The 25,519-nt window shown below is 42.6% G+C and carries 27 protein-coding genes, 1 pseudogene and 1 riboswitch; of the genes and pseudogenes, 18 read left to right on the forward strand and 10 right to left on the reverse strand.

The genetic code is table 11. The annotated features are described in order from the left end of the window. The first annotated feature begins 16 nt into the window (after window positions 1-16). The 7 genes from RIL182_RS07855 to RIL182_RS07885 all read left to right on the forward strand — a co-directional run bounded on the left by RIL182_RS07855 (window position 17) and on the right by RIL182_RS07885 (window position 6,182). A complete protein-coding gene (locus RIL182_RS07855; protein WP_134523218.1) occupies window positions 17-2,203 on the forward strand; it encodes an EAL domain-containing response regulator in 2,187 nt (728 codons plus the stop codon). Window positions 2,204-2,210: 7 nt separating this feature from the next. Beyond that, window positions 2,211-2,567, forward strand: a complete 357-nt coding sequence (locus tag RIL182_RS07860; RefSeq protein ID WP_006859634.1) for an Hpt domain-containing protein — start codon at window positions 2,211-2,213, stop codon at window positions 2,565-2,567. A gap of 5 nt (window positions 2,568-2,572) precedes the next feature. Next, a complete protein-coding gene (locus RIL182_RS07865) occupies window positions 2,573-3,259 on the forward strand; it encodes a 4'-phosphopantetheinyl transferase family protein (protein WP_242655671.1) in 687 nt (228 codons plus the stop codon). 58 nt (window positions 3,260-3,317) lie between these two features. Then, window positions 3,318-3,821 carry a transcription elongation factor GreA gene (gene greA, locus RIL182_RS07870; RefSeq protein ID WP_006859632.1) on the forward strand — a complete coding sequence of 168 codons (504 nt, stop codon included), beginning with the start codon at window positions 3,318-3,320 and terminating at the stop codon, window positions 3,819-3,821. A 15-nt stretch (window positions 3,822-3,836) separates the two neighbouring features. Beyond that, entirely contained in the window at window positions 3,837-4,709 is an 873-nt protein-coding gene (gene metF / locus RIL182_RS07875) for a methylenetetrahydrofolate reductase [NAD(P)H] (RefSeq protein WP_006859631.1), read from the forward strand. 69 nt (window positions 4,710-4,778) lie between these two features. Continuing rightward, complete coding sequence (locus tag RIL182_RS07880) at window positions 4,779-5,267, forward strand: hypothetical protein (protein WP_006859630.1); 489 nt, start codon at window positions 4,779-4,781, stop codon at window positions 5,265-5,267. Between the two features lie 81 nt (window positions 5,268-5,348). Next, entirely contained in the window at window positions 5,349-6,182 is an 834-nt protein-coding gene (locus tag RIL182_RS07885; protein WP_006859629.1) for a DUF4300 family protein, read from the forward strand. A gap of 158 nt (window positions 6,183-6,340) precedes the next feature. Here RIL182_RS07885 and RIL182_RS07890 read toward each other — a convergent pair whose 3' ends face one another. From RIL182_RS07890 to RIL182_RS07900, 3 genes are read right to left on the reverse strand one after another with little or no spacing between them, the layout of a single operon-like run. Continuing rightward, a complete protein-coding gene (locus RIL182_RS07890) occupies window positions 6,341-7,249 on the reverse strand; it encodes a TlpA disulfide reductase family protein (protein WP_006859628.1) in 909 nt (302 codons plus the stop codon). Between the two features lie 48 nt (window positions 7,250-7,297). Next, on the reverse strand, window positions 7,298-8,197 hold the full coding sequence (locus RIL182_RS07895; RefSeq protein ID WP_044999712.1) for a 4Fe-4S binding protein: 900 nt from the start codon (window positions 8,195-8,197) through the stop codon (window positions 7,298-7,300). Further along, window positions 8,190-8,330 (reverse strand): CD1871A family CXXC motif-containing protein, encoded by a 141-nt coding sequence (locus RIL182_RS07900; protein WP_006859626.1) that lies wholly within the window; start codon window positions 8,328-8,330, stop codon window positions 8,190-8,192. The genes RIL182_RS07895 and RIL182_RS07900 overlap by 8 nt, the downstream gene beginning before the upstream one ends. A 134-nt stretch (window positions 8,331-8,464) precedes the next feature. Between RIL182_RS07900 and RIL182_RS07905 the strand changes: the two genes are divergently transcribed. The 7 genes from RIL182_RS07905 (at window position 8,465) to RIL182_RS07935 (ending at window position 14,307) form a co-directional block, all read left to right on the forward strand. Then, window positions 8,465-9,112: a response regulator transcription factor gene (locus tag RIL182_RS07905; RefSeq protein WP_015520501.1), complete on the forward strand. Its 648-nt coding sequence runs from the start codon at window positions 8,465-8,467 to the stop codon at window positions 9,110-9,112. Beyond that, on the forward strand, window positions 9,109-10,257 hold the full coding sequence (locus tag RIL182_RS07910; protein ID WP_006855999.1) for a sensor histidine kinase: 1,149 nt from the start codon (window positions 9,109-9,111) through the stop codon (window positions 10,255-10,257). The genes RIL182_RS07905 and RIL182_RS07910 overlap by 4 nt, the downstream gene beginning before the upstream one ends. Then, on the forward strand, window positions 10,254-10,514 hold the full coding sequence (locus tag RIL182_RS07915) for a hypothetical protein (RefSeq protein WP_006855998.1): 261 nt from the start codon (window positions 10,254-10,256) through the stop codon (window positions 10,512-10,514). Before RIL182_RS07910 ends, RIL182_RS07915 begins: the two co-directional genes overlap by 4 nt. A gap of 123 nt (window positions 10,515-10,637) precedes the next feature. Next, window positions 10,638-10,744, forward strand: a riboswitch (TPP riboswitch). Between the two features lie 165 nt (window positions 10,745-10,909). Continuing rightward, complete coding sequence (gene thiD / locus RIL182_RS07920) at window positions 10,910-11,710, forward strand: bifunctional hydroxymethylpyrimidine kinase/phosphomethylpyrimidine kinase (RefSeq protein WP_022113243.1); 801 nt, start codon at window positions 10,910-10,912, stop codon at window positions 11,708-11,710. Then, window positions 11,707-12,891 (forward strand): putative hydroxymethylpyrimidine transporter CytX, encoded by a 1,185-nt coding sequence (cytX, locus tag RIL182_RS07925; protein WP_006855996.1) that lies wholly within the window; start codon window positions 11,707-11,709, stop codon window positions 12,889-12,891. Before thiD ends, cytX begins: the two co-directional genes overlap by 4 nt. A 40-nt stretch (window positions 12,892-12,931) precedes the next feature. After that, on the forward strand, window positions 12,932-13,474 hold the full coding sequence (thiW, locus tag RIL182_RS07930; protein ID WP_006855995.1) for an energy coupling factor transporter S component ThiW: 543 nt from the start codon (window positions 12,932-12,934) through the stop codon (window positions 13,472-13,474). A 362-nt stretch (window positions 13,475-13,836) separates the two neighbouring features. After that, window positions 13,837-14,307: a GNAT family N-acetyltransferase gene (locus tag RIL182_RS07935; protein ID WP_015560755.1), complete on the forward strand. Its 471-nt coding sequence runs from the start codon at window positions 13,837-13,839 to the stop codon at window positions 14,305-14,307. A 123-nt stretch (window positions 14,308-14,430) separates the two neighbouring features. Here the strand turns inward: RIL182_RS07935 and RIL182_RS07940 are convergent. The 5 genes and pseudogenes from RIL182_RS07940 to RIL182_RS07965 form a co-directional block, all read right to left on the reverse strand. Next, window positions 14,431-14,742 (reverse strand): annotated as a pseudogene (locus RIL182_RS07940) (integrase core domain-containing protein); the annotation flags it as partial. Window positions 14,743-15,018: 276 nt separating this feature from the next. Continuing rightward, window positions 15,019-15,711: an LptM family lipoprotein gene (locus RIL182_RS07950; RefSeq protein ID WP_044998691.1), complete on the reverse strand. Its 693-nt coding sequence runs from the start codon at window positions 15,709-15,711 to the stop codon at window positions 15,019-15,021. A 4-nt stretch (window positions 15,712-15,715) separates the two neighbouring features. Then, entirely contained in the window at window positions 15,716-16,237 is a 522-nt protein-coding gene (locus tag RIL182_RS07955) for a helix-turn-helix domain-containing protein (RefSeq protein WP_022154496.1), read from the reverse strand. A 195-nt stretch (window positions 16,238-16,432) separates the two neighbouring features. Continuing rightward, window positions 16,433-17,341: an IS3 family transposase gene (locus tag RIL182_RS07960; protein WP_006855989.1), complete on the reverse strand. Its 909-nt coding sequence runs from the start codon at window positions 17,339-17,341 to the stop codon at window positions 16,433-16,435. Further along, complete coding sequence (locus RIL182_RS07965; RefSeq protein WP_006855988.1) at window positions 17,338-17,679, reverse strand: transposase; 342 nt, start codon at window positions 17,677-17,679, stop codon at window positions 17,338-17,340. Before RIL182_RS07965 ends, RIL182_RS07960 begins: the two co-directional genes overlap by 4 nt. 348 nt (window positions 17,680-18,027) lie before the next feature. Between RIL182_RS07965 and RIL182_RS07975 the strand changes: the two genes are divergently transcribed. After that, window positions 18,028-18,204, forward strand: coding sequence for a hypothetical protein (locus RIL182_RS07975; RefSeq protein ID WP_006855985.1), 177 nt, complete (start codon window positions 18,028-18,030; stop codon window positions 18,202-18,204). 61 nt (window positions 18,205-18,265) lie between these two features. Here RIL182_RS07975 and larC read toward each other — a convergent pair whose 3' ends face one another. Both larC and larB read right to left on the reverse strand, forming a co-directional pair. Beyond that, window positions 18,266-19,735, reverse strand: a complete 1,470-nt coding sequence (gene larC / locus RIL182_RS07980) for a nickel pincer cofactor biosynthesis protein LarC (protein WP_006855984.1) — start codon at window positions 19,733-19,735, stop codon at window positions 18,266-18,268. A 47-nt stretch (window positions 19,736-19,782) separates the two neighbouring features. Further along, window positions 19,783-20,586, reverse strand: a complete 804-nt coding sequence (gene larB / locus RIL182_RS07985) for a nickel pincer cofactor biosynthesis protein LarB (RefSeq protein ID WP_015520509.1) — start codon at window positions 20,584-20,586, stop codon at window positions 19,783-19,785. A gap of 381 nt (window positions 20,587-20,967) precedes the next feature. Between larB and RIL182_RS07990 the strand changes: the two genes are divergently transcribed. The 3 genes from RIL182_RS07990 to RIL182_RS08000 all read left to right on the forward strand — a co-directional run bounded on the left by RIL182_RS07990 (window position 20,968) and on the right by RIL182_RS08000 (window position 25,512). Further along, on the forward strand, window positions 20,968-21,534 hold the full coding sequence (locus RIL182_RS07990) for a TetR/AcrR family transcriptional regulator (protein WP_015560754.1): 567 nt from the start codon (window positions 20,968-20,970) through the stop codon (window positions 21,532-21,534). Between the two features lie 2 nt (window positions 21,535-21,536). Then, window positions 21,537-23,960 (forward strand): glycoside hydrolase family 2 protein, encoded by a 2,424-nt coding sequence (locus tag RIL182_RS07995; protein WP_134523224.1) that lies wholly within the window; start codon window positions 21,537-21,539, stop codon window positions 23,958-23,960. Window positions 23,961-24,042: 82 nt separating this feature from the next. After that, window positions 24,043-25,512 carry a DUF6937 domain-containing protein gene (locus tag RIL182_RS08000; RefSeq protein WP_242655484.1) on the forward strand — a complete coding sequence of 490 codons (1,470 nt, stop codon included), beginning with the start codon at window positions 24,043-24,045 and terminating at the stop codon, window positions 25,510-25,512. Window positions 25,513-25,519 lie beyond the last annotated feature (7 nt).

Raw genomic sequence — 25,519 nt, forward strand, 5'->3', positions numbered from 1 at the left:
GCGGATAGGTGAGAATATGTCTGAAAAGAGCAAGGTATTAGTCGTAGATGATAAACAGGTCGAACGTGTCATGATGAAAAGAATTTTGAGCGGTACGTACGAGGTGATAGAGGCAGAAAATGGCAAGGAAGCATTTGAGATTCTTTATGAACGAAGCACGGAGATAACGGCGGTACTTTTAGATATCGTTATGCCGGAGTATGACGGGTATTATTTTCTGGAACGGTATCATAAAGCGCAGATGTATCAGGCAATACCTGTCATTGTACTTACGATGGAGATTGACATTGAGACAGAGATTAAATGCCTGGGCATGGGAGCGTGGGATTTTATCCGGAAACCGTATGATGTGGATGTTGTCCGGTTCCGGCTGAAGAATGTGATTGGCAGCAGCAGTCAGAATATCAGCAAAGCATTAAAGTACCGTGCAGAATATGATATCCTTACCGGCATCTATAATAAGACCAATATGTTTCAGGCGACATCTGCTATGTTAGAGCGATATCCGGACCGGCATTTTGCTTTTGTGCGGATGGATATTGAAAAGTTCCAGCTGATCAATTCTTTCTTTGGAATGAGTGCAGGGGACATGCTGCTGAAATATATTGCAGACCTTTTGATATGTGCAGTCAGAAACCGCAGTGACGTTACCTTTGGCAGGATGGATGCGGATATATTCTGCTTCTGCGTATCCTATGAAAATACAAAAGAACTGGTCGAAAGTTTTGATAAAATGCGTGATATCTTAAGCAGATACCCGCTTGATTTTGATATCGTACCGATATTTGGTGTTTACCTGATCGCTGGAAAGAAAATAACACCGGATCACATGTACGATCGTGCCAACCTTGCGGCAAAGCACTGCAAAGGCAATTATATCCGTAACTATGCATTTTATACACGGCAGATGAGCCAGGAGATCGAGAAGGAACAGCGGATCGTAAACAGCATGAAAAGTGCACTGGAAAATCATGAATTTGTTGTATTCTATCAGCCAAAATACGGGCTCAGCGATAATCAGATCGCAGGAGCGGAGGCGCTGGTTCGCTGGAAACATCCGGAACGGGGAATGATTTCACCGGGAGAGTTTATACCGGTATTTGAACGGAATGGATTTATCACAAAGCTGGATTATTATGTGTGGGAGCAGACCTGCATCCAGCTTAGAAAGTGGATGGATGAAGGAAAGAATCCGCTTCCGATATCCGTCAATCTTTCGAGGGTCAGTCTTTACAACAAAGATATCGTGAATGTGATCTGCAATCTGGTGGACAGTTACCGGATTCCACGCAGACTGTTTCAGGTAGAACTGACAGAGAGCGCATACAATACAAATCCCAAAGCAGTGCAGGATATGATGCAGCGTTTGCGCGAAGAGGGATTTTACATTCTGATGGACGATTTTGGAAGTGGTTATTCTTCTTTAAATGTTTTAAAGGATATTGTGGTTGATGTTTTAAAGATGGACATGAAGTTTTTTGCCGGTGATGACAGGGAAGGACGCGGAGAAAATATCATGGCGGCAGTGATCCGTATGGCAAAATGGCTGAATATGCCGGTTGTTGCGGAAGGCGTGGAACGGATCGAACAGGTGGAATTTTTGCGGAGTATTGGCTGTGAATATGTACAGGGATATTATTTTGCAAAACCGATGCCTGTGGAAGAATACGAAAAACTGCAGTTTGACAGGCCGCATGCGGAGAGAAAGAAAGAGACAGAACGCTTAGTTGACATAGATAGCCTGTGGACGCCGGCCTCCCAGCTGGAGTCACTCTTTTTAAATGCGAAACAGGGTGTGGCTGTCTATGAGTACGGCAAAGAACAGATTGAGATAATACGCGTAAATAATGCGTATTATGAGGTGTTTGGATATCAGAATATCAGTCAGAAAAAAGATATTTTTCAGGGAATTCCAAAACGATATCATAAACGTATTCTGGATGCCTTTTTTTATACAGCAGATAAAGGACGTGAAACACAATGTGAATTTTCCAGGAAGAATGAAGCAGGAGAAGAAATTTTTATATCATTAAAGCTGTATGATGTAGGAATTGTAGGAAATAAACATATCATATATGGTGTTTTCTTAAATGTGACAGAACCAAAACAACTGGAATGGGAATTAGAAAAATACAGGCTGTTATTATCCGGAAAAACGAAAGACAGGGAGATGGAACAGGAAAAAGAACAATCGGAGGAATGATAGAAAAATGTGTGAGGTATTGGAAAAATTAAGAGCATGGGGATGCGATTTAGATGGAGCTTTAGAGCGTTTTTTAGGAGATGAGGAATTATATAAAAGCTGCCTTCCGATGGTGGCAGAGGACGAGGCTTTTGATGGATTAAAAGAGGCACTTGCAGAAGATGAGAGAAAAAAGGCGTTTGACTGTGCACATACTTTAAAAGGTGTCTTTGCCAATATGGGAATCACACCGATGTTTGATACGGTCGAAAAAATTGTAGAGCCGCTTCGTGCCGGAATAAATGATGGACTGATGCCGGTATATGAGGAATTGTCCAGGGAAAGAGAACATCTTAGAAGCATTATCCGGATCGAGGGAGAATAAGACGCGTGAAGATTTATATGACGGATATTGTTCCATTTGGGGATGAAAAGATATTTGCACAGATGCTGCCTTTTATCACGGAAGACCGGAAAAATAAAATAATGCAATTGAAAAAAAAAGAAGACCGGTGCAGATCTTTAGCAGCAGGATTATTGTTAGAGTATGCCCTGAGGGAATATGGAATCAGTCTGTTACCAGGGAAAATGCAGCAGATGTATCTTAGATTCGGAGAGAAAGGAAAACCGGTATTAAATGGAAAAACCGGTATACATTTTAACCTGTCACATTCGGGAAGATATGTGGCAGGTGTTTTTTCAGATGAAGAAGTTGGAATTGATGTGGAACAGATCCGGAAAGGACAGATGAAAGTGGCAGAACGTTTTTTCTGTCCGGAGGAATATCTGGCATTACAAAAGGGAAAAATGAAAAAAGCAGACTGTTATTTTACAGAGTTATGGACAAGAAAAGAAAGTTATATCAAAGCGGTTGGAAAAGGGATAGCATTGGATCTTGCATCGTTTTGTGTACTGCAGGATCAGGTTAAATTTTTAAAAGCGGGGCAGACGGGAGAATGGTATCTGCAAAGCTATGATCCCGCAAGTGGATATATATTGTCAGTATGTGCCAAAAAATGTACAAAATGCGAGATTCAATGGATCAGTAAAGAGATGTTTACACAGAAATTTATTTGACGGAAAACTGGAAAGAATTTATAATAATCGCTGAAATGACAAGTAAGGAGGAAGATTCATGTACGACGAATTGACCGAACAGGATATAAAAAAGATGGAAGAGGAGATTGAATACCGGAAACTTGTGGTGCGCAAAGAGGCCTTAGAGGCAGTGAAGGAGGCAAGAGCGCAGGGAGACTTAAGTGAGAATTTCGAGTACCATGCGGCAAAGAAAGATAAGAACCAGAATGAGAGCCGTATCCGCTATTTAGAGAGAATGATCAAAACAGCAAAAGTGATTTCAACGGATTCTGCGGAGGATGAAGTTGGTATGAATAATACGGTGACGGTTTATTTTGAGGAGGACGATGAGGAAGAAGTTTATAAACTTGTGACCACCGTCCGCGGTAATTCTTTAAAGAATCTGATCAGCAATGAGTCACCGCTTGGAAAGGCATTGCTTGGACATAAGGTCGGTGACCGCGTGGAAGTGGCTGTCAATGAGAATTATTCCTATTATGTTGTGATACGAAAGATCGAGAATACCGTGGATGACGGTTCCGATAAATTACGAAGCTTTTAGCAGAAAGAGGGATTTATGAGACTTACAGAATTATTAAATACAGAGAATGTAACGATTTCCTGTGAACTGTTCCCGCCGAAACAGGGTGCACAGTTAGACAACTACAAAAAGATTGTCGGAGATATGGCAGCATTGAAACCAGCATATATGAGTGTTACTTATGGTGCAACCGGCGGAACTTCTGATTATACGGTAGAACTTGCAAATGAAGTGCGAAATGTGAATCATATTCCGGCACTGGCACATCTCACCTGTGCATCTTCGACTAAGGAGAAAGTTGCCTCTGTGATTCAGGAGTTAAAAGAAAAGCAGATTGAAAATGTACTTGCACTGCGCGGAGATATCCCGCAGAATGCGGATTTCCCGCTGCCAAATCAGTATAAACATGCAAGTGAGCTGATCTATGATATCAAATCACAGGGAGATTTCTGTATCGGCGGAGCCTGCTATCCGGAAGGACATCCTGAGTCACAGACATTAGAGGAAGATCTGATCCATCTGAAAGAAAAAGTGGATGCCGGATGTGAGTTCCTCACAACACAGATGTTCTTTGACAATAATATTCTTTATAACTTTATGTACAAAGCACTAAAACATGGAATCGATGTTCCTGTCGTAGCAGGAATTATGCCAATCACCAACGCAAACCAGGTAAAACGGAGCATTGCCTTGTCCGGAAGTTTGGTACCGCGCCGTTTCCTTGCAATCGTTGACCGTTTTGGAAGTGACCCGGCTGCCATGAAACAGGCAGGTATCGCCTACGCGACAGACCAGATCATCGATCTGATCGCAAACGGTGTCAATCATGTGCATATTTATACGATGAACAAACCGGATGTCGCAGGAGCGATCCTTGAGAACCTTTCGGATATTTATGTGAGGGATTAGTACGGCTATTTGTTTCCGGGCAAAATATATAGCTTTTATGAAAAAAATAATATCATTAGCTGCTTAGAAATGGAGATTAATGTGAAAAAACAGGAAGAAATTTTTCGTGAGATCCAGGAGATGATGGGAGAGACAAAAGAAGGAAGAATCCGCTGGAGTGTAGAGGTTATGACTACCGAGGCAAATCCGGCAGAAGAAAAACCCGTTGAGCATGAGGACGGATTAGACTGGACGATTGATGAGTGCTATGTTTCTTACTATTGTAAATATAAAGGAAAAGATTTTTGTCTGATCACTTATGAAATGTTAAAAACTGCAAACAGAAGCATAGGAGAGCAGAAAGTAAAATCAAGCAATATGGTATTTTTACCACCACTTGGCATGCGTTTTTTTGATATTCATGCACTGCTGCCATACAGCATAGAGGTATCGAATGTATTACTTGACGCAATACACCGTCTCTGGGTAATGCTGCTTGATATGTATAAAGTGGACAAGGGCAGTATCTATTTGAATGTAAGACCTGGAACACTCACGATCGAGGATGAAAAGAATTGACAGGAACGATTTTTACGTCATGATCATTTAGGGGAGAAGAGGTAATATCTGTTGAAAAAACAAACCAGAACAAAAACAGCAATGAAACTGTCTGCTATGATTGTGTCTGCATTTATGATGCTGGCGGCCTGCACAGAAACAGTGCAGAAACAAAAGATACCTGGTGCAACATATATGGGAGGGAACAATACGATTACTGAGATCTGTAAAGAACTTGACTCTGCGGGAGCTGCGCATGTAGACATATTTCGGGAATGGGCGGTTGATTTTGCAGATTCCGCAGGAAAAAATGCGAAGCTGGAAGATACATGGTCAGATCCTGGGAAAATGAAAGCGGATATCGGTAAATGTATGGATGGCTGGGAACAGAATCATGATTATTCAGATGCGGACTGTAGAATGACAGCTTTTCTTCTGTTAGATGGGGTGATCCGCTCGGAATTAACGGAAGATCATTATGAGGGAACCTATCTGATGTTTGATACAGAAGCGATAGATAATGTGGACAGATATGAAATCCTAAAAGAGAACAAAGACATGTTTACCACACTTTATGGTGAAAAGAGTGTTACGGATGACAGACATCCGGAATCTGCATTTTGCGACAGCTGGAAAGAATATGGATTTCAAATAGACAATGACAGAATATCACTTCTTAGTATCGTAATATATGATCCATATTCGGATGCTGTTTTTGTAGGTCATACAGGTATCCTGATAAAGTATAGTGATTATTATTTGTTTGTAGAAAAGATTGCATTTGAACAGCCATATCAGGCAACCAGGGTGCAGACAATTGATGAACTGCTCGATATCTTGTCCTTAAGACCGGAATATTTTGGAGAAGAGGGAGAACCCGGACCATTTGTTTATCATAATGGAGATTATATTGGAACGTTAAAGAGGACGACTTAAGAAAGCATAAGGAGAATGCAGATAAAAAGAAAGTTATACCGGTAATGGGAGAGACTTTCAGATACCTGCCGGGAGGTATCTGAAAGTCCGGGAGTGAATGAAAATAGAACCGTTGGGTATGATGTGCCGGTTATGTACAAAAGAATATCATAAAAGAGTTATTTATTTGAGCTGTCTGCATCGATTACAGATTGGATCTGTTTCATCAGAGTATCATAGTTATCCTGATTATCGATTCCGCCGAGCATCGGATCACCCACGATGTTACCATTTCTGTCGACGAGTATTGTGGTAGGAAATGCCATGATATTGGAGGCATATTTACCTGCATCTGAAGATGAATCAATAGAAAGATTGCGGTATTTAGCACCCTGGCTTTCAAGAACAGAGGCAGCTTCTTTGATAGCCGATTCATTTCCATCGAAGGTTTCTGTGTTGATGCCGACTACTTCTCCTCCCATTGCCCTGACTGCATCATTTAATTCATTCAGTTTGGATAACTCAGCAACACAAGGTTTGCAGCCGGTAAACCAGAAATTGATGACAGTTACTGCATTTTCGGAAAAAAGACTTTCGTCAACAGAATTACCATCGAAATCCTGACCTGAGAAATTTTTGAATGGTGATGCATCTTCAGAATTAGTATTTTGCCCATTGTTATCGGATTCTGTAGTTTCTTTTTCAATTTCTGCGATCTGTTCTTCGATTTTTCGTATGGTTTCAATATCATTAGTAAGTGTTTTGAATTCGTCATCAGTAAAAGAATCTTTGTTTGATTCAGCGGTATCAGCCAGATGATCAGCATAATTTCCGTTTGAATCTGCAGTGTTTTTATTCATCAGACCAAATAATTTGTCCCATATATCTTTATGCTCTGCAAAGATCTGGTTCTCCTGCTGATATAAATCATCCAATTTCGTGTTGGAATTGTCCGCAGATGCCGTGCTGTCTTCAGCCGTGGTATTCTGTGGTTCTGTGGTGCTTACAGTTCCTTTTCCGCTGCAGGATGTAAGCAGCAGTGCGATGCTGAGTGTGACAACTGAAATAAATGTAATTTTTGTTTTCATGGATAATTGCTCCTTTTTTAAATTGTAATAAGATTGATAGTTACTGGTTTATGACTGCTGGTTACTGTTGTTCTGTTTTTTACATGATTTCCCCATAAACTGGTAGTGGATCGCATCTTTAGGACAGGCTTTTATACAGGCTCCGCATCGTATGCATTCCGGATGATCTGGAGTTTTACACACATCCACATCCATTTTACATGCCTTTTGGCATTGCCCGCATCCGATGCATCTGCTGTTCTCAATTTTAATAGAAAGAAAGCTGACTTTATTAAATAATGAGTAGATTGCTCCAAGAGGACAGATCCATTTACAGAATGGTCTGTAAAACAAAATACTTAACACAATAACTGTGATTAAAATAAGGCATTTAAAAGAAAAAAGTTTTCCCAGTGCAGAACGTATAGCGGCATTTCCAAGTGCGAGAGGGATAGCTCCTTCCAGGACACCCTGAGGACAAATATATTTACAGAAGAAAGGATCTCCCATTCCGATAGAGTTCGTTACCAGCATCGGAAGAAGTATAACAAAAATGATCAGGATGATATATTTTAAATAGCGCAGCGGTTTGAGCCGGGCTGTAGAAAATTTTTTCCCGGGTATTTTATGAAGTAAATCCTGAAACCATCCAAACGGACACAGAAAACCACATATAAATCTTCCGAGTGTTACACCGAGTAAAATAAAAAATCCGGTTATGTAGTATGAAAATTTAAATCCTGATGAACCGACAACTGCCTGAAAAGCCCCAATTGGGCATGCTCCGGTTGCCGCAGGACAGGAGTAACAATTTAATCCTGGTACACATACGTTTTTTACGCTGCCCTGATATATTTTACCTTTCCATAAATTAGGAATATGGATATTCGTAAGCAGCGTGGCAGCTGCCTGTATCCATCCGCGTAGTACAGCTATATTTTTTGATAGAAAAGTCTTTTTTTTATCCAATTCCGACACACTCCAGACATAATTTTATTGCTTTACCGAGCACGACAGCTGCTTCTCCTCTGACCGCACCGTAACTTATCATGGTGATACCTGAGATGAGCAGGATCGACTGATAGATTTTTTTGCACTTCAAGATATTTTACTCCTTTCATTTGTTGTATTTATTGACCAGCTGATGTTAGTATTATACAATAGCTGTTGTAAAATTTGTGTTAAGAAGCGGGTGAATGAATTTTGAGATTATTGATAGTTGAAGATGAGAAACAAATGTGTGACATGGTTGCAAAACGGCTGTATGATGCAGGGTACGAGGTGGATACCTGTTATGATGGGGAAGAGGCTTTTGAAAGTGTCCTGACGGAGAATTATGATCTGATCGTTCTGGATCTGAATCTGCCCGGTATGGATGGAATGGAGATTTTAAAGGAACTCAGACAGAGAAATGAGGAGACAAAGGTTCTTATATTATCTGCAAGAGGGCAGATTGCGGATAAGGTTGAAGGACTGGATGCAGGGGCAAATGACTATATGGAAAAACCATTTCATCTGCAGGAACTTGAGGCGCGTATCAGAAGTCTGACAAGAAGAAAATTTGTGCAGAAAGATGTGTGTCTGGAAAGTGGTGGGATAAAGTTCGATACGGTAAGACGTGAGGCATATGCAAAAGGGAAAATGATTTCCCTGACAAGAAAAGAAAATGGTATTTTGGAATATTTACTTTTGAATCCTGGAAGACCGGTAAGTCAGGAGGAATTGATGGAACATGTCTGGGATGCATCCGTGGATAGCTTTAGTGGTGCCATCAGAGTACACATGTCTTCGCTTAGGAAAAAGCTTAAGGCTGAACTTGGATATGATCCGATTTTAAACAAGGTGGGAGAGGGATATAAAATACGGGAGGAGTCTGAACGATGAAAAGAATGTCACTGCAGTGGAGGCTTACCTGTATCATTACAGTATATATTGCAGTTATATGTGGATGTCTGACGATGTTTGTCTATAAAAATGGCGTGTATTATATCGATTCCCTGCAGGAGACTGTGGATGCCCAGGGAGAGGATAACGGGGAGGATACGGATGAAATATATATCAGCATTCCAGATGATAAGTGGGATGAGTTTGCCAATGATTTTTCTATCCAGGCATATAATAATAAGGAAGATTACAAAAAAAACAGTCTGCTGATATCAGCCATATTGGCTCTTATTGGCGGGGTAGTTACATATTTTATAAGTGGGCATGCACTCAGACCAATCCGTGAATTTTCTGATAAAATTGAAGAAGTACAGGCGCAAAATCTGGCAGCTTCACGAATAGAAGAAAATAAAGTTAAAGAATTGAACCAGCTTAGCGTTTCGTATAATAAGATGCTTGAACGTCTCTCGGACGCATTTGAGATACAGAGGCAATTTACCGCAAATGCAGCACATGAACTGCGGACGCCATTATCTTTGATGCAGGTACAGCTTGATCTTTATAATTCTACACGGCATCCGGATAATGATGCTGATACATTGCAGACAATAAAGATGGTTACCGAGCAGAATGGAAGACTCAGTAAAATGGTAAAAACGCTCCTTGATATGAGTGAACTCCAGACTGTGGGACGGGATGATGAAATTATGGTTGACGCGCTTGTTGATGAAGTGTTAGCAGATCTGGATCCCCTTGCACAGGAAAAAAACATAAAACTTACTGGAAAATGTAAAAATATAACGATGGTTGGAAGTGACATTCTTATTTACAGGCTGGTATACAATCTTGTTGAGAATGCCATAAAATATAATCATTCGGGCGGACAGGTTACAGTAACTGCATACCGGAAGGAAAAACATGTTTATCTGTCCGTGGAGGATACGGGAAACGGAATCCCTGAGGAACTCAGGGAACGCGTGTTTGAACCATTCTTTCGTGTGGATAAATCCAGAAGCCGGGAACTTGGCGGTGTAGGACTTGGACTTGCGCTTGTCCGTGAAATCGTGAGAGTGCATGATGGCAGTATTGCAGTCAGATCAAATCCGTCTGGAGGAACGGTTTTTGATGTAATATTACCACTGTGATCGATCATAATCTATTAGTTACATCTGGTTATCTTGTGCCTGGGGTATTTCATTCTTTTCTATTGAACTATAAGGCAGATTATTTTCAGAAAATAATTGTTTATTTATCCCAGGATTTTCAGATTTTTGATGGGACGATCAGAGAAAATATTTTATTTGACAGAAATGTCCCGGACGATGAGATCATGATGGCACTGGAAAAGGAGAATCTTTCCTGCCTGGTTCGTGATTCTGCCAGGGGACTTTTGTGGAACTGATGAAATCAGATCCGTATTTTACGGAACTTTATATGTCACAGGATAAAAAACTTGCATTTTGAGAACAGGCGTGTATAATAAAGCTGTTATAAAAAAAACAGATCATCACAAAAGTGATGTCGAAAACAAAAAATGGGGTGCTCGCACAGGCGGGCTGAGAGTAAGCGGACGCTTTAACCCGGAACCTGATTTGGATAATGCCAACGTAGGGAGATAATGAATCACAAGTGGTTTTTGTGCAGGAATCTTTGGTTGGGTTCCTGCACTTTTTGTTTTTGGTCGATTGCGCCGATAAGGCTGCATGAAGATAAATGATATATTACAGCGGCAGATTGGGGGCACCACCTTAGGTCGCTATACAAAATTAATGCAATATGGAAAGGAAAGATAATTTTATGTACACAGCATTAACAATCGCTGGAAGTGATTCTAGTGGAGGCGCCGGCATCCAGGCAGATATTAAGACAATGACCGCAAACCGCGTATACGCGATGAGTGCGATCACGGCTCTGACTGCCCAGAATACGACCGGCGTAACAGATATTATGGAGGTAACTCCGAAATTTTTGGCAGAGCAGCTGGATAGTATTTTTACGGATATTCATCCGGATGCGATCAAAACCGGAATGGTCTCGTCGAGTGAATTGATCGAGACAATTGCGGAAAAACTGACAGAGTATCATGCAAAAAATATTGTGGTGGATCCTGTCATGGTGGCAACCAGCGGGGCAAGACTGATCAGCGGGGACGCCATCAGCACATTGAAAAGTAAATTATTGCCTCTTGCAACTGTTATTACTCCGAATATCCCGGAAGCAGAAGTGCTTTCCGAAATGGAGATCAAAACAGAAGCAGATATGGAAAAAGCAGCAGAAGTCATTTGTAACACTTTAGGCTGTGCGGTTTTATTGAAGGGTGGACATCAGTTAAATGATGCCAACGACCTTCTTTTCCAGAAAGGAAAAGAGCCGGTGTGGTTTCATGGAAAGAGAATTGACAATCCAAATACCCATGGAACAGGCTGCACGCTTTCTTCCGCAATCGCATCGAATCTTGCAAAAGGAAGGGATTTAGAAACTTCCGTCAGGTATGCGAAAAATTATATTTCCGGCGCACTTGCCGCCATGCTTGACCTTGGAAAAGGAAGCGGACCTATGAACCATGCATTTGCGATCGAAGGAGAGTACGAAGGATGAATGAAAAGAGAACTTCCGTTTTTTCAAACGGATTAATCTGGTTTGGTGCGGGCGTATCTTTAGCCGAAATACTGACAGGTACATACTTTGCACCGCTTGGCTTTGGAAAAGCAATGGCAGCGATTCTGCTCGGTCATCTGATCGGCGGACTTATGATGTTTGCGGCAGGAATGATCGGAGCGAAAGAGCGCAAAAGTGCCATGGAAACTGTAAAAATGAGCTTTGGCGAGAAGGGAAGCCTTCTTTTTGCCGTATTAAATGTATTACAGCTTGTTGGATGGACTGCGATCATGATCTATGATGGCGCACTTGCGGCAGACGGCGTTTTACATACCGGAAACTGGGTGTGGGCAGTCATCATTGGTGCTTTGATCATTGTGTGGATTTTCATTGGACTGACCAATCTTGGCAAATTAAATACGGTTGCCATGACAGCACTTTTTATTTTATCACTGGTACTTTTTAAAGTGATCTTCTTTGGCAGCGGCAGCATGACGCCGATCGTGGATGACGGAAGTTTGACATTCGGAGCTGCCGTAGAGCTTGCGGTGGCAATGCCGCTTTCCTGGCTGCCGCTGATCAGTGATTATACAAGAGAAGCAGAAAAACCGTTTGCAGCAACACTCGCAAGTGTGATTGTCTACAGTCTGGTCAGCATTTTTATGTACATGATCGGTATGGGAGCGGCTATTTTTACCGGTGAATATGACATTGCGCAGATTATGTTAAAAACCGGTTTCGGCGTTGTCGGACTTCTCATTATTGTATTTTCCACGGTTACAACAACCTTCCTGGATGCCTATTCCGCAGGAGTTTCTAGTGTTTCCATTTCCTCAAAGATTCAGGAAAAATGGGCGGCAATTGTTGTTACTGTGATTGGAACTGTCGCAGCAATCGTTTATCCGATGGATAACATTACAAACTTTTTATATCTGATCGGTTCTGTTTTTGCTCCGATGATCGCAGTGCAGATCGCAGATTACTTCATTTTAAAGAAAGCAGATGCCGGAAAATCTGCATTTCAGTGGCGTAATCTGATCGTATGGCTTGCCGGATTTGTGATTTACCGCATATTGATGCAGGTGGATACGCCGGTTGGAAATACGCTGCCGGATATGGTGGTCACAGTCATTCTCTGCCTGATTGTGGAAAAAGCTGCAGGGGCAGTAAAATCAAAATAGGAACTGTTGCAGTCTTATCATTCTTTTTTTAGAATGTGGTATGTGGCAGATTCTGGGAAAAGAGGACAAAATGAAAAAATTTAATTTAAAGAAATTGACAGTTACAGCAATCTTAGCAGCAGTAGCGGTGGTGGGAAGTTTATTTTCCTTCCCGGTATTCGGTTCAAAATGTGCACCGGTACAGCATCTGGTAAATATTTTATGCGCAGTTACCGTAGGACCGTGGTGGGCACTGGCACAGGCATTTATTGCGGCGCTGATCCGTAATCTGTTAGGACTGGGAAGCCCTCTGGCATTCCCGGGAAGCATGTGTGGTGCATTGCTTGGCGGACTTCTCTATAAGTATGGGAAAAAACTTCCATTTGCCTATATTGGCGAAGTAGTTGGAACCGGAATCATTGGTGGAATGCTCTCTTATCCGGTGGCATATCTTGTCATGGGTAATAAAGCAGCGGCGTTATTCACATTTGTTGTTCCGTTTCTGATCAGCACCTGTGGAGGAACGATCATTGCCATTATTATTACTCTGCCGTTGAAAAAATCAGGTATGCTTGGCAGAATGAAGGAAAGTTTAGAAGAGTAAGATAGAAATCAAAAATTTTGGATTATCATTTACCACGATCCGGCTGGATACCGTGGGTTTTTAAAGAAAATGTCGGAGGCTCTGCTATTGTTGGCGGAGCCTTTTTTTAGTTTGCGCGCCATGGGCGCACTCTAACGGGTGCAAGTCCCGAACACGCCCAGATAGTGGGAAGTGTATAGCTGAACAGCAAATATCGGAGATTTAAGGCAGAAGAATTATCGGAAACTGACATTGCATGGATCTTTGATCAGGAGTATTTTGAGCATCCGCAGTGTCTGAAAATGTATAAATGGAAGCGGGGATCAAAATAAATTCCTGAAACTCAAACTACAGATATAATGAAAAATATGGAGGCAAGTGAAATGAATATTCGAAGAGCAAACGAAAAAGATATCCCAAGACTGATTGAATTATTAGAGCAGGTGCTTCAAATCCATGCAGATATAAGACCGGATATTTTTATTCCGGGGACGACAAAGTACACAGAGGATGAACTGAAAGAAATGTTAAAAGATGATACAAAGCCTGTTTATGTAGCTGCAGATGAGAATGACGTATGCTTAGGATATGCTTTCTGCCAGTTGAAACAGCAGCCATTCTCCAATAATATGGTGCCGTTTACATCGCTTTTTATCGATGATCTGTGCGTCGATGCAAAAACCAGAGGACAGCATGTAGGTGAGAGCCTGTTTGAATATGTAAAGGGCGAAGCGAAACGGTTAGGCTGTTATGAAGTGACATTAAATGTCTGGGCAGGAAATACCTCCGCGGAAAAATTCTATGAAAAAATGGGATTAAAAACCAAAGAGAGACAGATGGAATATATATTGTAGAAAATGAAAAATGGGAGATTCATATGTGTTTGCAGGAGATTAAAGATGAAATAATTGACGCTGGAAAAGAAAGTGTTGATATTGTCAATATTGGTTTACACTTTTTTCTCAAGGATGTTCGACCTATGCTGCCTCCTGTAATGAATCGTAGTATTGTTGACGCTTAATCATCGGAGGTAAGCCACCATTAGCAGAGCAGATTCTTCGGTTATTCCAATAGCTGATGAAATATCTCCAGATGAGTGTTTTTAACTGTTCTACTGTCATTGAAGTGGTATCATAACGTCCATAAAGTAATTCTTCTTTGAATCTTGCCCACATGCTTTCGCATCTGGCATTGTCGTGGCATCTGCCGCCAGCACTGTTCATGCTTTGGAGAATGCCATATTTGCTGATTGCTTTACGATATAACTCACTTGTGTACTGTGTTCCTCTGATACAGCATCAGGATATACTTCCAAAGTTGATGCTGTATCATAAAAGTAAGGGGCGGCAGCACTTTAGGCTGTCGCTCCTTGACTGCCTAACTGCAAAACCGGGCGGGGCTGTCAACGGCGGCTCTGCAAGAGCCGTTCATCTTGCCGTTGACTGGCTCGACTGGGTTTGCTATTCTTTAAGTGTTGTCTGTAAGTCGTTTGTAAAAATATCATCTCCGGCGCACAATCATTTTCTACCAAAGTAGCGGCATAAAAAATTTCATTGTCCTGCCTTTCAAAAATAAGAAGTTTCCATTTTTTTGACTGCAAATTCCGAGGCTGTCTCTTGTACAATTTCTAGTACATTGACATCTTCTGCTATATTTCCTTGACGGGGTTCCAGCTCATTGTTAGTTACCACTTCTGCCTTGCCAGCGTCCGATGCACCATAAGAGAAATTTACTATGGTAGCATTGCTGTATTTTTCAAAAGCTGCATAGTATTCTTCTTCTGTAATTACATCTGTTTCCTCTCCTTTTTTCATGGTATAAGCAGCATTTCCACTTTCGTCAAATTGCTCATAAATCCCCTCTGCCAGTCTGAGCGAACCGGATTTTTCAATTTCAAAACGCTGCATATCGTGACCGGAAGCAGCATAAATACCTGTTTCATCATAGGCGATAGGATATGCTGTTCCCATACTTTCTATTGTTCCTATGTTTTTAACTTCTTTATCTATCAAATAATATACATCACAATTAAGTGCTGCCTGATTTCCCAAACCGTCATTATATACTTGTGAGGTAACAAGTAAAACAGGTAAAGAAGCATTTGTATCAATAATTGCAAAAAGCTCATTATCTTCCAATCCTCCGACGGTTTCTCCATAAATAGCAGCGTTTTCACTACCTTTTTCTCCACATGCACATAAAGAAAAGATTAACACACATAAAGCCATATATGAAATAAACTTCTTTGCCTTATACATATTTTCAGTCTCCTTTTTTTCTTCTTTCAATGGTATAACTTATGAACAATATCACTCCGATTGCTGCCGCAATAATAGACGGTATCATTAACCGCATATAATCAATAGGGGCATTTTCGTATTGTCCTGTAACGATATATCGGTATAGCATATACTGGGTACTAAGTGTTGTGCTTTGTAGCGCAATTACATAGGCGAAATTTAATATGCTAACCATAATAAAAATCAGACCACTAATTAGCAACAGCGTCATTTTTCTGTTATGAAGATTTATTTTCATCAAATCTTCTAAAGTTATTTGCTCATCAGTTTTGTTTGCCACACCTGCTTCTCCTTCCTTTAGCAAATCATCTAATGACACATGAAAAATTCTGCTTATTTTAACGATACTTTCTAAATCAGGGGAAGTGCTATCTGACTCCCATTTGGAAATAGTCTGTCTGGATACGTTAAGTTTTTCTGCTAATTGTTCTTGTGTCATTCCCGAAAGTTTCCTTAATTGGTTGATTTTATTTCCAATTTCCATTTTGTGTCCTCCTTTAAGAGCAATTTTAAATAAAATAAACAATTTTTTCTATCAACATTGCTTTACATTTGCGCTCAAAATAATAACATTTATGAAATTGCTTGTTTTTCTGCACTTTAAGTGTTCATATAAAGGCATTTAAAATTATGATATTGTCAATATTGGTTGACACATTTATCTCAAAGATATCATTTCCTATGCAGCCAGGCCCAGAGATTGGTAGTATCTCTGACGCTTAATCATAGGAGGAAGCCCACCGTTGGCAGAGCAGATCCTCCTGTTGTTCCAGTAACTGATGAAATATCTCCAAATAAGAACTCTCAGCTCATCCGTGGTCAGGCTTTCCGTATTGTAGCGGTCATAGAGAAGCTCGCTTTTCATTCTGGCCCACATGCTTTCACATCGAGCATTATCGTGGCACCTGCCACCATCACTGTTCATGCTTTGTATAATGCCATATTTAGAAAGCGCCTGACGGTAGGTTTCACTGGTATATTGTCTTCCTCTGTCGGAGTGCACAATGGCACCTCGCAGATCAGGATGCGCCAGATAGGCATTATCCAGTGTATGCTCACACAGAGTTGCCTTCATGTTTGTTTTCATTGCCAGTCCCAGAACGCTGGAATCAAAGCAGTCGAAGATGGCTGAAACATACAGTTTTCCATCTTTTGCCTTGATTTCTGTGATATCAGTTACGCATTTTTCAAGTGGCTTATCAGCCTTGAACTCTCTCTTCAGAAGATCATCTGACTTACGTGCTTCCCGATCAGCCTTGGTAATGCCATTTGGCTTGCGCTTTGGCCGATGGACAAGTCCTATTTCATCCATAACCCTGTAAACGGTTCGTTCACTGGGGATCTTGATTCCCGTCGGATTCTTAAGGAGCAGTGCTTGGTACATGCGAATACGTCCATAGGTATCATTGCATTCATCCTCAGCATGGATCACTCTCATGGCATCAGCAAGATCCTGATATTTCCAAGGGCGATCTTTAATAGCAAGATATTTGTAGAAACCCTGGCGGCTGACGCCAAGCATCCGGCAATAGAATGAGAGTTTTCCCTTAATCACGCCGTCTTTCGTTTTTATGGCAATGAACATCATTCTTTGGTTCTTGCTGACTTCCGACGGCTGGCTGCGAAAAAAGCGCTTGCTTCCTCGAGAAATTCATTTTCCTCTTTCAGACGTCGGATTTCTTTGTCCTGATCTTTAACGCGTTTGCGGAGCATGGCAAGCTCCTCAGCAAGACTCATCGCGCTTTCCGGAGTATGTGCACCGTCGCCAATATCCAATGTGCCTGCTCTAACTGCTTTCAGCCATGTGTGGATGGTTCCTTCTGGGATACCTAATTCTTTGGCTGCCTTAGCACCGCCGATTTCTTTGGCAAGTTTGACAGCCTGGATCTTATATTCCTGGTCGTATTTACGTTGGGTTCGTGACATTGAGAGTTCCTCCTTATTCTCTTTTATTATACATGAATTCCTTGAGAATAAGGTGTCAACTTTATTTATACAACATCATGTATTGGAAAATATGGTGAGTCTTTATCTGCATGAATTGTCTGAAAAAGAAGAAATTTTAGATGGTTACGAAGTTTATACGCAGCTATTTTGTGTATAAGATTTTTTGTTGAGCACACCTATGAAGCTTTCCCCCCTGGCAGCAGAGCAGTTACAGATCCCGTTCCCGTGGCACGGAAACCATGTTTCTTCCGGTGTATGAGGTCACGGATGAGATGTCAAAGTATTGTATTAGCTGGATTGGGGGTGAAGATAAAAAATGGGTGAAATATGAGGAAAATAAAAGTGGTTCGCCCGATTTATAATAGAAATTTATCAGATATAAAAGAGAATGGGCGAAAAGTGATGGAATTCATTTCAATAGCCCACGGAAATCAAAAAGTCAGGGCGAAAAACAGCAGAAATGAAGAAGATTCCCCCAAAATGCCTGTGGAAACGCTGAAATGAGGAAGAAAGAGGGCGAAAATGTCTGAAAAAATCGGATTTTCGCCCTGTCATCTGTTTAAAATTATCTCACGATCGTATCCCGGATCTGGTCGAGTGACACCTCATAGTTATGGCCGGCAGAAATGGCTTTTAAATCTTCAAACTCTGCTTTCTCTTTTTCGACACCGTACCCGCAGCTTTTTTTGATCCGTATATCGCCGTATGCGGAATGGCAGGTTTCGATTTCAGAGGTAAGTTTGGCGCGGTCAAACATCTGATAGCGCACACCGCGTGTTGTGGTGTGTAAAAAGAAAAGGGAAGTCAGACGTTCACGGTCTTTTGGCTCACAGATACAGGTTAAAAGAATACCCGGACGGTTCTTTTTCATCTGAATCGGTATTGTGTATACGTCCAAAGCGCCCGCCTGTAAGAGCAGTTCAGTTGCAAATCCGACCGCTTCGCCTGTCATATCATCGAGATTGCAGGAGATGGACAGCACGGAGTCATCAAAGGATGGAGCTGTGTTGGAACCGGGAGAAGATTCGCCGAGGAAAACACGCACACAGTTGGCGGCAGCAAAATCCTTTGTTCCCATACCATAGCCGATCTCTGTTACATTCATAGGCGGCATGGCTTCGAAAGAGGTCACAAAATGTTTTAAAACAGCAGCCCCCGTTGGCGTACAGAGTTCGCCCTGAATATTTCTACTGTAAAAAGGAATCCCTTTTAAAAGTTCTGCGGTGGCAGGCGCCGGAACCGGGAGTGTGCCGTGGGCACAGTGTACAAAGCCATTTCCGACATGAACCGGAGAGCAGAGAATGGTTTCCGGTTCAAGCAGTGATAACAGATAGGCACATCCGGTCACATCCACAAGCGCGTCAATCGATCCGACTTCGTGGAAATGGATCTGGTCTAAGGTGGAGTGGTGCACTTTTGATTCTGCTTCCCCGATCAGACGGTAGACTGCGGCTACGGAGTCTTTTACCGATGATGGGAATGGAAGTGTGTGGATCTGTTCTAAGATCTGGGTGTAACTGGTGTGGGCATGCGTGTGGTGGTGTTCATGGTGCGAGTTGTTGTCGTGAGTATGTGTGTGCTCATTTTCGTCATGAATATGATCGTGAACATGCATGAGTGAATCTTCATCATGAGTGTGCTCATGTGAATGCATGAGTGTATCTTCATCATGAGTGTGTTCATGTGAATGCATGAGTGTATCTTCATCATGAACGTGTTCATGGCAGCATTGTGTACCATGATCGTGTGTAGGGGATTCTTCCTGTGCATGGATTGTCATGTGCCCATCTTCATGAATGTGCTCAGGCAGAACATCATGGGAATGTTCTTCCTCACCGTGTACAGCTACCCTCATGTGTGTGCCGCTGATCCCGCATTTTACTGCCGGTTCCACAGAAAGTGTCACACCGTAAGGTGCAAAAGCCTGATTCATGTCCGATAAAAATTTTTCTTTCTGATCACAGAGTTCATAGAGGGCGCCCATTAACATATCGCCGGCAACACCCATATTACATTCTATATAAAGTGTTTTCATAAATAATCCTCCCTGGTGCTGAATTTGATATTTTTTAATATGAAGATTTACAGTTTGTCCGTGTTTTTATGGCAGGATGATGGTCTGTCATCTGTTTTAGGGGCTGCCTGATGATTGATCATGCTGGCAAGGTAACCTGCACCAAAACCGTTGTCGATGTTTACGACGGAAACACCGCTGGCGCAGGAATTAAGCATCGATAAAAGTGCTGAGATACCACCAAAACTTGCGCCGTAACCAACGCTCGTCGGGACGCCGATGACAGGACAGTCGGTCAGGCCGCCGATGACGCTCGCAAGCGCGCCTTCCATCCCGGCGACTGCAATGATCGCATTTGCCTTTGATAAAAGTTCCATATTTGAGAGCAGACGGTGGAGCCCGGCAACGCCGACATCGTAGAGACGGATGACATGATTGCCGAGTACCTCTGCAGTCAGCGCAGCCTCCTCTGCAACCGGGATATCGCTTGTCCCTCCGGTGGCGACAACGATCGTGCCGTCAGCGGAATAATGCTCGGTGCGGTTTACGATGCCGATTTTTGACAGCTCATCGTAAAAAAGATCAAAACGTTCGGACAGGTACGCCGCGGATTCTGTCGAAAGTCTTGTGATCAGGATATTTTCTTTGCAGTGGGAGAGCAGGCTGTTTATAATGCCCTCCATCTGTTCTTTTGTCTTAGATGCACCGTAGATCACCTCCGGCGCACCCTGTCTGACTTCACGGTGATGATCCACCTTGGCATATCCAAGATCCTCAAAAGGTGCCAGCTTTAACTGGTCATAAGCATCGGAAGCAGTAAGCTGCCCCGATTCTAACTGTTCTAATATATGTTTGATATGATCATTTTCCATAGTAATCCTCATTTCTGAGCAACTTGTTGCGAAGAGGCGACGAGAATCTCAAATTCTCGTCTGTCATGTTTTTTATGCCTTGTCATAGAAGCTATTTGTTTTTGCTCAGAAACAAATAGCCGTGCGAAAAATAAGCTATCGAGCTTATTTTTCACACTAATTTCTCCTTCATTGCAATTCACTGCCTATTATACTCACATCCCACCTTATTTGCAAAAATAAAATGCACACGATTCTCTGGGTTTTGGAAGAAATAGATAAAAAATGGAAACTATTTTTGGTAAATTAGTTTCTTGCGGGTACGAAAACAAGATGATACAATATAGGAAACTCAAATAACAAAAATAGTTTCCATGTAATAAAGAAGAAACGGAGAACATGATGGAATTAAGGGAGAGTATTTTAGAGGGAACCTTAAAGGCATTTAACCAGAAAGGGTTAAAATTTACCATGGATGATCTGGCTGGAATCCTTGGCATGAGTAAGAAAACGATTTATACCGTGTTCCGTGATAAGGAATCACTTTTCTTAGCGATGGTAGATTATCTGTTCGATTCAATCAAAGAGAGCGAAAGACAGGTGTTAGAGAATGAAAAATTATCCACACTTGAAAAAATCCGGGCGGTTTTAGGTGTTTTGCCGGAGAGTTACCGGGAAGTTGATTTCAGACAGCTCTATCTGTTGCGGGAAAAGTATCCGAACATCTACAAACATGTGGAGGAACGGTTAGAAACCGGCTGGGAGACAACGATTTCCTTATTAGAGCAGGGAATGAAAGAGGGCGTGATCCGGCCGGTTAAGATCCCAATCGTAAAAATGATGCTGGAGGCGGCATTAGAGCAATTTTTCCAGAGAGATATCCTGATCTCTAACGGGATATCCTATCAGGATGGTCTGGATGAAGTAGTCACGATCTTAGTGCAGGGAATCGTTGCGGAAGGGAAGTGAGGATGATGCAAAAACGCATTTACTGGAATGACGGGTGGAAATTTAAGGAAACATACGAAAATCAAATGAGAGAGACGGCTTATCAGGATGACGCATGGGAGGATGTCAGACTGCCGCACACTTGCAAGGAGACACCGTTTCATTATTTTGATGAGAGCAGTTACCAGATGGTGTGCTGCTATAGAAAACATTTTTTTGCACTGGAAGAATGGAAAGATCAGACCGTGATCGTGACGTTTGAAGGCATCGCGCATGAAGCACAGGTGTTTTTGAACGGGGAAAGGATCGGGGAGCATCACTGTGGCTACACGGCATTTTCCATCGATATCAGCAAAAAACTGCGAATCGGGGCAGAAAATGTGCTTACAGTGCGGGTGGATAGCAGGGAGAACTTAAACATCCCGCCGTTCGGGTATGTGATCGATTATATGACTTACGGCGGAATTTACCGGGAAGCCTATGTGGATCTGAAAAATGAGACTTATCTCGCGGATATATTTCTGCACAGCGAAATACCGAAAGGTCAAAAGCCAGACGCAAAGCTGATCTCTGAAATAGAAATTAAAAACAGTGGCAAAACCGATGAAAAAAAGGAATTTCTCATCCGGCAGAGTATCAGAGAGCGCGGCACAGAAAACTACAGACAGATCGGTGAGAGCCGGGTGGCATCAGATCGTAAGCTTTCTTTTCCGGTGCCGGATATAAAACTCTGGGATCTGGAGAATCCGTTGCTCTATGAAGTCAAAACAGAACTTTTGCAAAATGGAAATGTGCTGGATGAAAATATTACGCTGTTTGGATTCCGGACTGCAGTTTTTTTGCAGGACGGCTTCTATTTAAATGGCAAAAAAGTAAAGCTGCGAGGATTGAACCGCCATCAGAGTTATCCATATGTCGGCTATGCAATGCCGGAATCCATGCAGAAACGGGATGCAGATATTTTGAAAAATGAACTGGGCGTAAATGCGGTGAGGACGTCCCATTATCCGCAGAGCCGGCATTTTGTGGAGCGGTGTGATGAACTGGGACTTTTGGTCTTTACGGAAATACCGGGCTGGCAGCACATCGGGGATGAAATCTGGAAAAAACAGGCGGTCGAAAACGTAAAAGACATGGTAGAGCAGTATCGGAATCATCCGTCTGTGATCCTGTGGGGTGTGCGGATCAACGAGTCCGGGGATGATGACGCATTTTACCGGGAAACAAACCGCGTGGCACATGAACTGGATCCAACAAGACAGACTGGGGGTGTCCGGGCACATAAAAAGAGCAGCCTTTTAGAGGATGTCTATACCTACAATGATTTCAGCCACAATGGGACAAACCACGGATGTGAGAAAAAAAGTGCTGTTACGTCTGATAACAGCAAACCGTATCTCATCAGCGAATATAACGGACATATGTATCCAACGAAAAGTTACGACTGGGAGGAACACCGTGTGTGGCATGCCATGCGACATGTAAATGTATTAGATGCAGTTGCCGGGGAAGCGGATATTGCAGGAAGTTTTGGCTGGTGCATGTTTGACTACAATACACATAAGGATTTTGGCAGCGGCGACCGTATCTGTTATCACGGTGTGATGGACATGTTCCGAAATCCGAAACTTGCGGCTGCGGTCTACATGTGTCAGCAGGAAAAGGAGCCGGTACTTGAAATCAGTTCGTCCATGGATATCGGGGAACATCCGGGCTGTAACCGCGGAACGATCTGGATTTTTACCAATGCGGACAGTGTACGGATGTACAAAAATGACCGGTTTTTAAAGGAGTATACCGCATCAGATTCGCCGTATAAAAATCTTTCACACGGACCAATCGCAGTGGATGACTTTATCGGGGATGCCATTGAAAAAGAGGAAGATTTTAAACCGGAGCAGGCAAGGAAAGTGAAGTATATCCTGAATGCGGCGGCGCGGTATGGACTTTCCGATCTTCCGAAAGGCGTGTATTTGGCGGCATTGAAGCTTATACTCATGTATCACATGAAGCCGACGGATGCAGTGGCTTTGTACAACCGTTATATCGGTGACTGGGGAGGTACTTCGACAAGCTACCGGTTTGAGGCAGTAAAGAATGGAAAAGTGGTAAAAGTGGTCAGAAAAGAGCCGGTCACTTCCATGCATTTATCCGCGGAACCGGACCATCAAAACCTGACAGAACGAAATACTTATGAAGCTGCGGAAATCCGTATCCGTGCCCTGGATCAGAACGATAATATCGTAAGCTTTTACCAGGAACCGGTTGTACTGTCGACGGAGGGACCAATCGCCATCATTGGACCTGAAATCATTTCCCTGCAGGGAGGCATGGGCGGCACTTATGTCAGAACGACCGGGGAAGAAGGCGTCGGGATTTTAAAGATAAAAGCGGCACAGATGGAAGAGCAGAGAATACTGTTTGAAGTGAAAAATGACAGAAAATAAACGGTCACTGTGTTTTACAATGTGAAAAGAAATTTTGAAAAGAATTTTAATAAACACAAAATAAGGAAGGATGAAGTGTAAGATGACAGAACGATCAAAACAGATTTTTGGAAACGACATTGCACCGGGTGCCTATAAAAAAGCAGTCCGGTCAAAGCAGAAATTTATCCGTAAATTCGGAGATGACAGCACAAAAATTTATCCGACCTCGATTCAGGCAAATCCGTATATCGGACCGGAGCTCGGTGTTTCAGATATCCGTGTAGGCGAAGAAGGCACAGCGGATTTTAATACGGAAAAAGGAATCATTGTCGGAAACATCCGTATGGGATTTGGTCATTACCGCATTTCCATGGCGATCGCTTCCGCAGCACATGCGCTGGGGTATGAACCGTACTGGATGGATTTAAATTCCTACGGACAGACCACCTGTACCAAAGTGATCGGTGCGCAGAATGATCTTTACTCCATGGGTTCCCGTCTGTCACAGAAGAGCAGACTCTTTAACCGTCTGGTGTGGGAGCCGATGAACTATGAGGGATTTCGCAAACTGACCTACAATGCAGCAGATCAGAAAAATGCAGAATTGATGGCTCCGGTGTATGCGAATATCCCAAAGGATATCCCGGTCGTCGCAACGCATGTGTGGCCGGCGCAGGCTGCGCTTCACGCCGGAATGAAATATGTGGTCAATGCGATCCCGGACAACTGGCAGATGGCGCTTCATTTAGCGGAAGGCAGCATTCACACGGTGCAGACGCACTATGCATACCAGGGGTACCGCATTTTAAACGGAATGCAGGGGAATGATGTGTTGAATCCGATGCCGGAAGATGCTCTTTTTTATACCGGACATTATATCGACCATGAGCTTGTCAGCAATATCGAGACGGACTGCGCAGCGAGAAAACAGAGAAAAGAGGAGGGAAAACCGATGCGTTTTCTCCTGACGATCGGCGGTGCCGGTGCACAGAAAGAAATTTTTGCAGAGATCATCCGTTTTTTGCTGCCACAGATCAAAGAAAAGAAAGCGGCGCTTTATGTCAATGTCGGTGATTACCGCAATGTCTGGGAGGAACTTTTAAAGGAAATCCCGGAGATGGGACATTATGCGAAAGAACATTTTAACGACTGGGAGGATACGAAAAAATTTGCGGAGGATGCGCTTAACAAAGATGTCATCGGAATCCACGGCTTCTGGCATGAAAATATTTTTGAAGCGGTATACTGCACGAATCTTCTGATGCGAAGCTGCGATGTGCTCGTCACAAAGCCGAGTGAACTTTCATTTTATCCGGTGCCGAAACTATTTATCAGACGTGTTGGAGGACACGAGCAGTGGGGAGCAATCCATTCCGCGGAGATCGGTGATGGCACATTAGAGTGCAGGGATATCCCGCACACGCTTCAGATGATGAAACTGTTTCTGGAAGAAAAAACACTGCTCTGCGATATGTGCGACAACATTGTAAAAAATAAAGAAGCCGGAATCTACGACGGGGCGTATAAGGTCGTGGAACTTGCATTTTCGATGAAGCAGAAAAAATTTTAGGAAGGAA

This window comes from Roseburia intestinalis L1-82, assembly GCF_900537995.1.
In the GTDB taxonomy this organism is placed as follows: Bacteria; Bacillota; Clostridia; order Lachnospirales; family Lachnospiraceae; genus Roseburia; species Roseburia intestinalis.